We start from the raw sequence: 12,678 nt of genomic DNA, 5'->3' as shown, positions 1-12,678 counted from the left end.
CCAATCGAGAAGACGGGAAAACCATGAAACCATTTATACTGTTTAGCGTAATCGCTGCCATCAGCGGCGCCGCGCTGGCCGCCCACGATCCGGTCTACGTGCCGCCCGCCGCCACCAACGCCGCGCAGATCCTGCCGGCGCCGACGGCCGCCGATTCCACCGCCACGCGCGCCGAGCTGGCCGAGCTGCACCGCATCGAGGCGGCGCGCACGCCGGCCCAGGTCGAGGCGGCGCGCGCCGACGAAACCATCGAGACGCTGTTCATTTACCAGTCGGTGCTGGGCGAGCGTTTCAATCCCGCCGCGCTGCCGCTGACGGCGGCGCTGGCCAAGCATGTATCGAACGACGAAGGCGTCAACAGCACGCCGGGCAAACTGGCCTTCGGCCGCGTGCGTCCCTACAATGTCGACGCGACGCTGCACCCGGTCTGCAAGACCAAGACCAAGAACGACTCCTACCCGAGCGGCCACGCGACGGCCGGCTATCTGGACGCGCTGGTGCTGATTGAAATGGTGCCGGAGCAGCGCGACGCCATCCTGGCCCGCGCCGACGACTACGCGCACAACCGGCTGATCTGCGGCGTCCACTTCCCGAGCGACGTCGCCGCCGGCAAACTGCTGGCCTACGCGACGCACGCGGCGATGGACGCCAACCCGGCGTTCCAGGCGGAGCTGGCCGCCGCCAAGGCGGAACTGCGCCGCGCGCTGGCGTTGCCGCAGTGAGAATACGCGCGGCGGATCACGGGGCGGTGAGCCGGCGCCCGCGCAATCGGCGCCGGCGCGATCAGGGAAACGCGATCGTCACCGTCAGTCCAGCGCCATCCAAACCCGGCCCCAGCCTTATCGCCGCGCCATGCAGCTCGGCGATATTCTTGACGATCGCCAGCCCCAGGCCCGAACCCCACGCCTGATTGCCATCGGGCCGATAAAACCGGTCGAACACGCGCGGCACCTGTCCGGGCGCGATGCCGGGGCCATTGTCGGCCACGCGCAGCACCGCCCGGCCCTCCTCGACGGCGGCGCTGACGTCAACCTGGCCGCCCGGCTGCGTGTAACGCAAGGCGTTATCGACCAGATTATTCAGCAGCACGGCCAGTGCATCGGCGTGGCCGTTCACCGCGATGGTGATCGCCGCCAGCGCCGCCCCCAGATCGATATTGCGGCTCTCGGCCAGCGTCGAATGGTCGCCCACCGCCGTCTGCACCAGCGCGCACAAATCGACCGGCGCCGCGGCCTGCGGCACCTGATCCGGCTCGTGGCGCGCCAGCGTCAACAACTGCTGCACCAGATGACTGCTGCGGTCCAGCCGCTCGTGCAGCTTGGCGTGGGCCGCCGCGCGCGCCGCGTCGCCGTCGGCGCGCTCGGCCAGTTGCAGCTGCAATTTCAGCGCCGTCAGCGGCGAACGCAATTCATGCGCGGCGTCGGCGACGAAGCGGCGCTGCGCCGTCATCGCCTCGGCGATTTTCAACAGCAGTCCGTTGAGCGCATCGACGATCGGCCGCAGCTCCGGCGACATCGGCGCCAGCTCCAGCGGCTGCAAGGCCTGCGGCGAACGGCCGGCGACGGCGCGCGCCACCTGGTGCAAGGGCCGCAGCGCGCGCCCCACCACCAGATAAATCAGGCCGCCCAGCAAAGGTATCATCAGCAGCAGCGGCAGCACGATGCGCAGCGCCAGCTTGGCCGCCAGTCCGTCGCGCGTCGCCAGCGACTGCGCAACCTGCACCAGCTGGCCGCGCCGCTCGACGCTGTAAATGCGCCAGCGCTGGCCGTCGCGCTGGACGGTAGCGTAGCCATTGGCCAGGTAGCGCGGCTGCACGGCGTCGGGCCGCGAGGCGTAGATCAAGGCGCCCCTGTCGCTCCAAGCCTGGACCACGAATTCCTCCTCCGGATCTTCGACCACGCGCGCGCCGTTAATGCCCGACAGCTGGTCGGGCAGCGTGACGGCGATCTGGCGCAGCTGCATGTCCGACAATTCGCTGGCCTCCTCGCGCACCGCGCGATACAGGCCGACGCCGGCGCCGGCGATGCACAGCAGCGCGCCGCAAAACAGGCCGATCAGCAGTTGCTGGCGTATCGACCTCACGGTTCCACCGCCACTTTGTAGCCGACGCCGCGCACGTTGCGGATAAAGTCGGCGCCCAGTTTTTTGCGCAGGTGGTAGATGTAGACGTCGACGGCGTTGCTTTCGATTTCCTCGTTCCAGCCATAGAGTTTTTCTTCCAGCTGGCGTTTCGACACCACGCTGCCCGGCGCGTCGAGCAGCGCCCGCAGCACGGAAAATTCGCGCGCCGACAAATGCAGCGGCGCGCCGGCCAGCGTCACTTCATGGCTGGCCAAGTCGAGCGTCAGCACGCCATGCACGATCACCGACTGCGTGCGCGCCACGCGCCGCCGCAGCAGCGCGCGCACGCGCGCCATCAATTCATCGAGATCGAAGGGCTTGATGAGATAGTCGTCGGCGCCGCCGTCCAGTCCTTCGACGCGCGCCGCCGTGCTGTCGCGCGCCGTCACCACCAGTATCGGCGCGGTGCCGCCGCGCGCGCGGTATTTGCGCAGCACTTCCATGCCTTGCTGGCGCGGCAGGCCCAGGTCGAGCAGCACCAGGTCGTAATCGACGGCGATCAGCGCCAGTTCGGCGGCGGCGCCGTCGCGCACCCAGTCGACCGCGTAGCTGGCGCCGCGCAGGCCGTCCTCCATACTTTCACCGATCATCGGATCGTCTTCCACCAGCAGCAGCCGCATGGCGTGCCTTTCTTTTTTAAACGTTCAGGGCGCGACCACCAGCACGGTGAACACTTGGTCCACGGCCGCCGGCAGGTACACGGTCTGGCTGGCGTGGTCCATCGCCATCGTGCGGGCGCCTTTCGCGGTGGCCGTTTGCGATGCCTCGTAGTGGTCGGCGTCGATCTGGCGGATCACGCTCAGCGTGCCGCCGCCGTTGGACGAGAACACGGTGGCGCTGGCCGCATCGTACATGGCCGCGTCGGGATGCTCGCCGATGGCGACATCGGCGACGCGCTTGCCGGTTTTGCTGTCGGTGACGGCCATGATTTTATTCTGGCAAACCGAGAACAGGCGCGCGTGCTGCTGGTCGAACGCCAGGCCGCTCGGCTCCTCGCAACCGGCCAGCTTCCAGCGCGCATCGAGCTTGTTGGATGCGACGTCGATGACGCCGATTTCGGACTTGTCCTCGATGTTGAAGAAGATTTTTCCGGCGCCGTCGCCGACCGCGAATTCCAGCTTGCCGCCGACCTTGATCGTCGCCACCACTTTCAAGGCCACCGCGTCGATGACGGTGACGTCGCCGCTGTTGCCGTTGAAGGTATAGAGCTTGTGCGACTGCGGCTCGTAAAGGATGGCGTCGGGATTGGCGCCCGGTATCGGCAATTGCTGCTTGATTTCCAGCGTGTCCAGATCGAACACGGTGACGCTGTTGGCGCGGCCGTTGCTGGTGAAGCCCAGCTTCAGGTCCTGCGCGAACGCGACGCCGTGCACGCCGGCGGTGTTGGCGATTTCGCCGGCCACCCGGCCCGATGGCAGGTCCAGCACCTGCACCCGGGTGCCGCGCGTGATGAACAGGCGGTGGCGCACCGGATCGATATCGGTGTAGTCCCATTTCCCGGCCTCGCCCAGCGACCATTTTTGCTGCACCGTGTAAGCCGGCGCGGCGTGCGCGTTGGCGCCGAACAGGCAGGCCAGCAAAATTGCGCTGATTTTTTTTATCGATTTCATTTCATCTCCGTGGTTAAGTCATTGTCCCGCAAAAGCCGCGCCACGGTGGGCGCGGCGGAAAAAATCATGGCGCCAAGCCGGCCGCCTTGCGGCTGCGACCGCGCATCGCATGCAGCAGCGCCGGCATCAGCAACAGCACCAGCGGCAACTGCACCACCAGTCCGGAGATGATGGCGACCGCCAGCGGCTGCTGCATCTCCGATCCCTTGCCGATGGCGAAAGCGAGCGGCAGCAGCGTCAGGATCGCGGCCAGCGTCGTCATCGCGATCGGCCGCATGCGGTTGATGCCCGCTTCGATCAGCGCCAGTTCCGGCGCGTGATCCGGCGCCATCGCCGCCGTCAATTCCTGCTGCTCCGAATAGTAGAAGATCGCCACTTCGGTGACCATCCCGATTATCATCGTCATGCCCATCATCGCCGAGATATTGAGCTCGATGCCGCTGATCCAGAGGCCGATGAACACGGCCGACACGGCGCACAGCGCGGTCGCCAGTATCGACAGGGCGATGCGGAAGCTTTCATAAATAAACAGCAGCAGCAGGAACACCAGCGCGGCGGCGGCGGCGAACACCGTCAGCAAACCCCGGAAGGCGATGCGCTGCTGTTCGTACAGGCCGCCGAGCGCGTAGTAGCTACCGGGCGGCAGCAGCTCCGGCGGCGCCATCGCCAGCTTGACGTCGGCGATGACGGAGCCGAGATCGCGGCCGCTGATGCGCGCCGTCACCGCCACCATGCGCTTGAGATTTTCGCGCGCGATTTCCGGCTGGCCGGTGATGCTGCGCTGGCTCGCCACGCGCCGCAGCGGGAACACGTGGCCGTCCGGCGTGCGGATCTGCAGATTGAGGACGTCGGTGTCGGTGCTGCGCAAATCGCGCGGCACCCAGACCCGCACGCCGACCATCTTGACGCCGCTGGCGATCTGCGTCGCCACGCTGCCGCTCAACAGGTCTTGCAGGTTTTTTGTGATCGTGTCCGGGTCCATCCCTTCCAGCGCCGCCTTGACCGGGTCGATGTGGATGTCGAGCGCATCGCCGGCCGGGTTGATGCCGTTGCCGACATCGACCACGCCGGCGATCTTGCCTATGCGGTCGGCCACCTTTTGCGCGGCCTGCGCCAGCGCCTGCGGATTGTCGCCGAAGATTTTGATCTCGACCGGCTGCGGCACCGCCGTCAGGTCGCCGATCAGGTCCTCCATCAGCTGCGCCATTTCGATTTTCAGGCCCGGCACCCGGTGTTCGACCCGCTGGCGGATATCGTCCATCACCTGTTCCACCGGCCGCCGCCGGCCCGCTTTCAGGCGGATGAAAAAGTCGCCCTGATTCGCTTCGCTCAAACCGCCTCCCAGGCCGGTGCCGGTGCGGCGCGAATAGGTTTCGACGTCCGGCGTGGCGCGCACGATCTGCTCGACCTGGCGCAGCAGGCGGTCCGTTTCGGACAGCGCGGTGCCGGGCTGGCTGCGGTAATCGAGCACGAAGCCGCCTTCGTCCATCGCCGGCATGAAGCCGGAACCGACCGCGCGCAAGGCCAGCGCGCCGGCCAGCAGCAGCGGCAGCACGCCGGCCAACATCCACAGGGGCTGGCGCAGCAGCGCCGCCAGCAGCGCGCGATACCGCCGCTGCGTCCACAGCAGGGCGCGCGACGGCGCATGGGGCGCGGCGTCGCGCTGGCTCAGGAAGCGCGACGCCAGCAGCGGCACGGCCAGCCACGTGATGAGAAAGGAGATCGACAGCGCCACCGCCATCGTCAGCGACAGCGCCTTGAAAAAGGCGCCGGTGACGCCGCCCAGAAAGGCCAGCGGCGCGAAGATCACCAGCGTCGACGCCGAGGAGCCGGCCAGCGGCGCCGTGAATTCGCGCGCCGCCTCCATCACGCGGCGCTGCGCCTGGCCGGCGCCATTTTGCAGGCGGCGCATGATATGTTCGATCATGACGATGGCGTCGTCGATAATCAGGCCGACCGCCGCCGCCATGCCGCCCAGCGTCATGATGTTGAAGCTCATATTGAGCACGTACAGCAGCACCACGGTCGACGCCAGCACCGCCGGCACCACCACCACGGCGATCAGCGTCACCTTCACGTTGCGCAGGAAAAGCAGCAGCACCAGCGCCGACAGCGCGACCCCGATCAGCACCGCGTCGCGCACGCTGGTGGCCGCCTCCAGCACCAGGCGGCTCTGGTCGTACCAGCTCGCGACGCGCACGCCGGCCGGCATCTGCCGCTCGTATGCGGCCAGGCGCTGCTTGATGTCCTGCGCGATCTGCACGCTGTTGCTGCCCGGTTGCTGGTAGACCGACATGAGCACCGCGTCGCGGCCGTCGGCCGTCACGCGTATCCATTCCGGCACGGTGCTGCGCTCGACGCGCGCCACGTCGGCCAGCCGCACCAGCGCGCCGGACGGCGTGCGCAGCATGGTCTGGCGCAGCTGCTCCAGGTTCGCCGGCCGCGTGTCGGACACCACCAGATAGAGTTTGTAGTGGTCTTCCAGCCGGCCGACGGCGTTCAGCACATTGGTCGCGGCCAGGGTGCGCAGCACGTCGTCGCTGCCGAGGTGATAGGCCGCCAGCCGCGCCGGATCGGCGGTGACGCGGTATTCTTCCAGCGCGCCGCCGGTGACCTGCACGCTGGCCACGCCGTCGACGCCGGACAGCAAGGGACGCAGCTGATAGTCGGCCAGGTCGCGCAGCTGCACCGGCGTCAGCGTCGACGACACCAGGCTGTAGGCGACGATGGGGAAGACGGTGGGGTCCATGCGCCGCGTCGACACCTGCGTGCCGGCCGGCAGGCGCGCGACGATTTGCGCGATCGCCGCATTCACTTCCAGCGTCGACGCGGCCATGTCGCGGCCCCACTCGAAATTGATCGACACTTCGGCCGCGCCGCGGCTGGTGGTCGAGCGCACGCTGCGCACCCCGGGCACGCGCCGCACGGCCTCCTCGACCGGGCGCGTGACAAGCATTTCCATTTGTTCGGCCGGCTGGTCGCCGGCGTCCAGCGCCACCACCGCGCGCGGAAAATCGACCGCCGGGAACAGCGACACCGGCAGGCGGAACGCGGCGATCACGCCCGCCACGGCCAGCATCAGCAGCAGGAATAAAATCGAGCGGCGGTGCGTCTGGCTCCAGCCGTCGATGTTCACGATGCTCATTTGGCGGCTCCGCGCACGGCCATGCCGTCGGTCAGCTCGTAATTTCCCTGCACGACCAGCGGCAGCGCGGCGTTCAACGCGCCATCGACGCCATAGGCCGCCGACGTCTCGACCAGCGTGCGGACGTCGACGCGACGGGCCTTCCCCTGCGCGACCTGGAACAGATAAGAACCCCGCTCGTCGCTCAGCACCGCCTGGCGCGGCACCGACCAGGCGCGCACGCGGCCCAATTCGACGACGGCCGACACGCGCATGCCGGGCAGCAGATGGGCGGCCGTGGCCGACGCCGGCGACAGCGCGACCACGGCGCCTATCATCTGCGTCTTCGGGTCGACGGCATCCTGCACCTGCGCGATGGCGGCCGCGAACGGCGGCGCATCGCCTTGCAGCGGCGTCAATCTGACGGCCGCGCCGACATGCAGCTGCGGGGGCAGCGACGGCTCGATTTGCAGCAGCACGCGCGGCGTGTCGCGCCGGCCCAGTTGCAGGACGGCCGCGCCGGCGGCCAGGCGTTCGCCCTGCGTGGCCGCAATCGACACCACGACCGCATCGAACGGCGCCAGCATCTGCAAGGCGTCCCTGGCGCCGCCCAGTTTCGCCTGCGCCGTCAGCGCCGCCTGCGCATCCTGGAGTTGATGGGTTGCGGCGTCCACTTGCGATTGCGTCGCCAGTTGCAGCGCCAGCAAATCCTGATTGCGGCGCAGCTCGCGCTGGGCAAACGCCACCGCGTTGGCCGCCTGCGCATACGCGGCCTGCGCGGCGGGATCGGGTTCCAGCGTCGCCAAGACTTCGGCACGGTGGACGGCTTGACCCGGCCGCGCCACGATGCGCGTCAGCCGGCCCGCTTGCGCGAAGCTGAGCGATTCGGGCAGGCCGGCATCGACTTCGCCGTAAGCGCCGGCCGTAAGCGCCATCTCCTGCCGTGCCACCGCTTGCGTGAGCACCAGCGCGCTGGCGGCGGCGTCGCCTTCGTCGGCGTCGGCGTTGGCGCTGGCGACTTTGGCGGCAGGGGATTCGGCCTGGGGTTCGGCGCGGCCGGCGGCGTGCCGGACGCCGACCAGCGCGGCGACCAGCACGGCGACGGCCAGCGGCGCGCCGATTGCGTATCGTCGTTTTATCATTTCTGGCTTTCGGAAGGGGGCGCCGTGGGGTCGACGCCGAGCAGGGTTTGCAGGGCGACGCGCTGTTCCAGCATGGCCTGCCACAGGGTGATGCGTTCGACCTGCTTGGCCAGCAGGGCGGCGCGCGCATTGGCGTACAACAGCGCATCGACGGCGCCGGCGCGGTAGGCGGTGTCGCTGCGCGCCAGCGTCGCTTGCAGCGCGGCGACGGCGCTATCGATCTGCGCCAGCTGGCGCGCGTTCAGCGCCTGCTCGGCGGCGATGCCGGCGATCTCGTCGCGGCTGGCCTGCAGCCGTTGCTGGTATTCGTCGTACAGCTTCTGGCGCGTGGCGTGTTCGATGGCGATATTGCCGCGATTGCGGTTCAGGAACGGCAGCGACATCGTGATGCCGACGGCGCTAGAACCGATGCCGCTGGAGTCGCGCGCCCGCGTCAGGCCCACGTTCAGCGCCGGGAACTGGGCCAGCAGCGCGCCGCGATAGCGCTCGTCCTGGGCCTGATAGCCGGCTTGCAGCGCGATCAGGTCGGGGCGCCGCAGCGGCAATGCGGTCAGCGCGGCGGTCAGCTGCGTGGCGTCGACGGCGCCGGGATCGGCGTCTTCCTGCAATTGCAGCACGGTCGATGGCGCCAGGCCAAGCAGGCTATTGAGCTCGCGCGCCGACTGCGCGGATAGGCGTTCCAGTTCAAATATCTGGCGCTGCACATCCTGCAACGCGCTCAGGTTGGGCGCGACGGCGTCGCTGCTCAACAAGCCGTGCGCCAGCGCGGCCTGGGTGCGTTGCAGGCGGTCGGCGAACAGCGCACGGGTGTCGTCCAGCACCGCCATCAACCGGCGCGCTTGCGTCAGGCGCACGAACAGCAGGCGCGCCTGCGACACCACCTGCCATTCCTGCCACAGCAAATTAAGGTCGGTCTTGCGCGCGTCGGCCAGCGCGGCGCCGTGCTGCGACGAGTGCTGTAGCAGCGCGTTGATGTCGTAGCTCAGGCCATAGCTGTAGGCGGGCCGGATGTCGGCGCCGGAATCGGACAGGTCGCGGCTCAGCGCCAGTTGCGGGTCGGGCAGCAGGCCGGCGGCGTAGGCCTGCGCATGCGCGACGGCGGCGTCGTCGCGCGCCAGCTTCAGGCCGGGATTGTTGGCCACGGCCAGCATCGCCGTTTCGACGCTATCGAGGCCGTCGGACGGATCGAAGCGGTGCGCGGCCAGCGCCGGGAACGGCAGGCTGGCGGCATCGACGCGGATATCGGCCGGATAGACCGGCGCGGCCGATGCGGGCGTCAGCGTTTGCGGCTCATAGCTGGCGCAGCCGGCCAGCGCGCAGCAGATCGCCATTTCAACGCAGCGTGTCGAGATCATGTTACGGCCATTCAGAAGGCGTCGCCACGATGGCAACGCTGAACCGCATGGTACGGAATCGAGCATTAAGGCTGCATTAACGCGGGCGCGCGCAAGGTGATACAGTTGGGTTTCCATAGTCCGCGCCGACCCGCCGCCCTGCCAGAGAAAGACCGATGAACACCCATACCATCCTCGCCTTCACCGCCATCGCCGCCCTGTCCATCATGAGCCCCGGTCCGGCCGTGCTGCTCTCCTTGCGCAACGGCGCCAGCTACGGCATGCGCTCCGTCCTGTGGTCCGCCCTGGGCAATTTGTGCGGCATCTTCTGCCTGTCGACGGCGGCGATCCTGGGTCTGGGCGTGCTGCTGAAGTCTTCCGCGCTATTGTTCGACGCCGTCAAGATCATGGGCGCGCTGTATCTGTTCTACATCGGCTTGCGCCACCTGTTCGGCCGCGCATCGGCACTGGGCAGCACGGCCCCCGATGCCGAACCAAGCAACGAGCCGGGGCGCCATAAGCTGTATGGCGAAGCATTTTTGACGGCGGCCACCAATCCGAAGGCGCTGCTTTTCTTTACGGCGCTGTTCCCACAATTTGTCGATGCGCGCGCGCCGCTGCTGCCGCAGTTTCTGGTCCTGACCGGAATCTTCATGCTGCTGTCGTATATCACGCACGTCGGCTACGCGCTGCTGGCTTCACGCGCACGCGGCATGCTGCTGCGGCCCATGTTCGCCAAGTGGGTCAACCGCGTGGTCGGTACGGCGTTCATTTCGTTTGGCTCCTTGCTGCTGGCGTTGCGCCGGCAGGCGGTGTGACGGTGGCGTCGTCGGCCATGTTGCGCGTACTCGGCAAACCCGGCTCCATCAATGTGCGCAAGGTGCTGTGGACTTGCATTGAACTCGGGCTGCCGTTTGAACTCGATCCGTGGGGCGCCGGCTTGCGCGCGACCGACGATCCGGCGTTTCTCGCGTTGAATCCGAACGCGATGGTGCCGGTGATACGCGATGGCGATTTCGTGCTGTGGGAGTCGAACACGATTTGCCGCTATCTGGCCGCCAAACATGGCCGGGGCGATTTGCTGCCGGCCGATGCGGCCGCGCGCGCCCGCGTCGAACAGTGGATGGACTGGCAGGCCACGGAGCTGAACAACGCCTGGCGTTATGCCTTCATGGCGCTGGTGCGCAAGAGTCCCGCGCATGGAGATGCCGCCGCGCTGGCCGACGGTGTCGCCGGCTGGAATCGCATGATGGCGATACTCGATGCGCGGCTGCTCGACACTGGCGCTTATGTCGCCGGCGACCGGTTCACGCTGGCCGATATCGCGATCGGCCTGTCGGTCAACCGCTGGCAGATGACGCCGATCGAACGGCCGCACTACGCGGCGGTCGACGGCTATATGTCGCGCCTGAGCGCACAGCCGGGGTTTGCGCCGCATTGCAGGAACGGCATGCCTTGATTTTTTATGCGCGCAGGTTGGCGGGCAGGCCCCGGCTCTTTGGCGGCGGGCCGATTTTCGAGACCAGGAAATCGATGAAGGTCCGCACCCGCGCCGACAGATTGCGCTGGCTCGGATAGTAGACGAACAAATCGGCCGGCGGCAGCGTGTACGCCGGCAGCACCAGCTGCAAACGGCCGCTGTCGAAATACTTGGCCAGATCCCACTCCGAGCGGATCAGCAAGCCCTGGCCGTCGAGCGCCCAGCCGAGCGCGATATCGCCGTCGTTGCTCGACAATTTTCCGTGCACCTTGACCACCTCCGACTTGCGGTTGCGCGTGAAGCGCCAGATGCCGTAGGCGTCGTCGTTCTGGCGGTGGATGATGCAACGGTGCGCCGCCAGCTCGGCCAGCGTCTGCGGTTCGCCGTGCTTGCGCAGGTAGGCCGGCGACGCGCACAGAAAGCGCCGGTTCGACATGATGCGGCGCGCGCTCAATCGCGTGTCCGGCAGCTCGCCGAAGCGCACCGCCAGATCGAAGCGTTGCTCGACCAGGTCGATGGGGCGGTCGGTCAGCTGCAATTCGATTTCGATCTCGGGATGGAGCTTGGCGAAGGCCGACATCAGCGGCGCGATCGTGGTGCGGCCGAAACCGAGCGGCGCGTTCACCCGCAGCAGGCCGCGCGGCGTGGCGCGGCTGCTGCTGACCAAATCCTCCATTTCGCCGATTTCGGCCAGGATGCGGGTGGCGTGCGCCAGATAGGTTTCGCCTTCGCTGGTGAGGCTGACGCGGCGCGTGGTGCGGTTCAGCAGCCGTACGCCGAGGCGCTGTTCCAGCAGCGCCAGGCGCTTGGTGACGGCCGGCGGCGTCACATCGAGCTCGCGCGCGGTGGCCGACAGGTTGCCCAGCCGCGCCAGCGTCACAAAGAAAGTCAGTTCTCCGGCGTCGGCCTTCATTATTCACCTGAAGTTAATAGTCGTATTATTTCAAGTGCATTATGCCATGGCCGTTCCGGCCTAAGATCCATGCTATCGAAATCTTCATTCAACTCAAACAGGAGACCAGCATGAGAATCGTCGAAATCCGCGAGCAAACCATTCCGATCAGCTCCCCGATCCGCAACGCCTACATCGATTTCAGCAAGATGACTTTGAGCCTGGTGGCCGTCGTCACCGACGTGATCCGCGACGGCCGGCCCGTCATCGGCTACGGCTTCAACTCCAATGGCCGCTACGGCCAGGGCAAGTTGATGCGCGAACGCTTCATCCCGCGCCTGCTGGAAGCGGCGCCGGAAAGCCTGGTCGACGACGCCGGCACCAACCTCGACCCGCACAAGATCTGGAACTGCATGTTCACCAACGAGAAGCCGGGCGGCCACGGCGAGCGCTCGGTCGCCATCGGCACCATCGACATGGCGATCTGGGACGCGGTGGCCAAGATCGAAGGCAAACCGCTATTCCAGTTGCTGGCCGACCGCTACGGCAACAGCCAGCCCGATCGCAAGATCTTCGTCTACGCCGCCGGCGGTTATTACTACCCTGGCCAGGACCACGGGAAGCTGCAGGATGAGATGCGCAGCTACATCGACCGCGGCTACACGGTCGTGAAGAAGAAGATCGGCGGAGCCTCGCTCGACGAAGACCTGCGCCGCATCGACGCGATCATGGAAGTGCTGCAAGACGGCCAGAAGCTGTGCGTCGATGCCAACGGCCGATTCGATCTGGAGACGGCCATCGCCTACGCCAAGGCCATGTCGCAGTACGACCTGTTCTGGTACGAGGAGGCGGGCGATCCGCTCGATTACGAACTGCAGGCCGCGTTGCGCAACTTCTACAAGAACCCGATGGCCACGGGAGAAAACCTGTTCTCGATGCAGGACGCGCGCAACCTGATCCGCTACGGCGGCATGC

At 67.2% G+C, this 12,678-nt stretch carries 11 protein-coding genes; 4 read left to right on the top strand and 7 right to left on the bottom strand.

Features of this window, described 5'->3' with window-relative positions; genetic code table 11:
- The first annotated feature begins 23 nt into the window (after window positions 1–23).
- Window positions 24–722: a phosphatase PAP2 family protein gene (locus tag Q0S71_RS07855; protein ID WP_295993790.1), complete on the top strand. Its 699-nt coding sequence runs from the start codon at window positions 24–26 to the stop codon at window positions 720–722.
- Between the two features lie 61 nt (window positions 723–783).
- Here Q0S71_RS07855 and Q0S71_RS07850 read toward each other — a convergent pair whose 3' ends face one another.
- From Q0S71_RS07850 to Q0S71_RS07825, 6 genes are all read right to left on the bottom strand, one after another.
- Window positions 784–2,082 carry an ATP-binding protein gene (locus tag Q0S71_RS07850; RefSeq protein ID WP_295993788.1) on the bottom strand — a complete coding sequence of 433 codons (1,299 nt, stop codon included), beginning with the start codon at window positions 2,080–2,082 and terminating at the stop codon, window positions 784–786.
- Complete coding sequence (locus Q0S71_RS07845; protein ID WP_295993785.1) at window positions 2,079–2,741, bottom strand: response regulator transcription factor; 663 nt, start codon at window positions 2,739–2,741, stop codon at window positions 2,079–2,081. Before Q0S71_RS07845 ends, Q0S71_RS07850 begins: the two co-directional genes overlap by 4 nt.
- 24 nt (window positions 2,742–2,765) lie before the next feature.
- Window positions 2,766–3,731, bottom strand: a complete 966-nt coding sequence (locus Q0S71_RS07840) for a hypothetical protein (protein WP_295993783.1) — start codon at window positions 3,729–3,731, stop codon at window positions 2,766–2,768.
- A gap of 64 nt (window positions 3,732–3,795) precedes the next feature.
- The gene (locus Q0S71_RS07835) at window positions 3,796–6,876 is read right to left on the bottom strand and encodes an efflux RND transporter permease subunit (protein ID WP_295993781.1); all 3,081 of its coding nucleotides are present in this window, start codon (window positions 6,874–6,876) and stop codon (window positions 3,796–3,798) included.
- A complete protein-coding gene (locus Q0S71_RS07830; protein WP_295993779.1) occupies window positions 6,873–7,997 on the bottom strand; it encodes an efflux RND transporter periplasmic adaptor subunit in 1,125 nt (374 codons plus the stop codon). Before Q0S71_RS07830 ends, Q0S71_RS07835 begins: the two co-directional genes overlap by 4 nt.
- Window positions 7,994–9,352 carry a TolC family protein gene (locus Q0S71_RS07825; RefSeq protein WP_295993778.1) on the bottom strand — a complete coding sequence of 453 codons (1,359 nt, stop codon included), beginning with the start codon at window positions 9,350–9,352 and terminating at the stop codon, window positions 7,994–7,996. The genes Q0S71_RS07830 and Q0S71_RS07825 overlap by 4 nt, the downstream gene beginning before the upstream one ends.
- A gap of 155 nt (window positions 9,353–9,507) precedes the next feature.
- Here Q0S71_RS07825 and Q0S71_RS07820 point away from each other — a divergent pair, with 155 nt between their 5' ends.
- A complete protein-coding gene (locus Q0S71_RS07820) occupies window positions 9,508–10,149 on the top strand; it encodes a LysE family translocator (protein ID WP_295993776.1) in 642 nt (213 codons plus the stop codon).
- Between the two features lie 17 nt (window positions 10,150–10,166).
- Window positions 10,167–10,790: a glutathione S-transferase family protein gene (locus Q0S71_RS07815; protein WP_295993774.1), complete on the top strand. Its 624-nt coding sequence runs from the start codon at window positions 10,167–10,169 to the stop codon at window positions 10,788–10,790.
- 4 nt (window positions 10,791–10,794) lie between these two features.
- On the opposite strand, the gene Q0S71_RS07810 is transcribed toward Q0S71_RS07815, so the two are convergent.
- Entirely contained in the window at window positions 10,795–11,724 is a 930-nt protein-coding gene (locus Q0S71_RS07810; RefSeq protein WP_295993772.1) for a LysR family transcriptional regulator, read from the bottom strand.
- Between the two features lie 110 nt (window positions 11,725–11,834).
- On the opposite strand from Q0S71_RS07810, the gene Q0S71_RS07805 reads away from it, so the two are divergent.
- On the top strand, window positions 11,835–12,678 hold an 844-nt coding region (locus Q0S71_RS07805; RefSeq protein ID WP_295993770.1), incomplete at its 3' end, for an enolase C-terminal domain-like protein.

The organism is Rugamonas sp. (assembly GCF_025354735.1).
In the GTDB taxonomy this organism is placed as follows: domain Bacteria; phylum Pseudomonadota; class Gammaproteobacteria; order Burkholderiales; family Burkholderiaceae_D; genus Rugamonas.
This window is presented reverse-complemented; position numbering and strand designations above follow the sequence as displayed.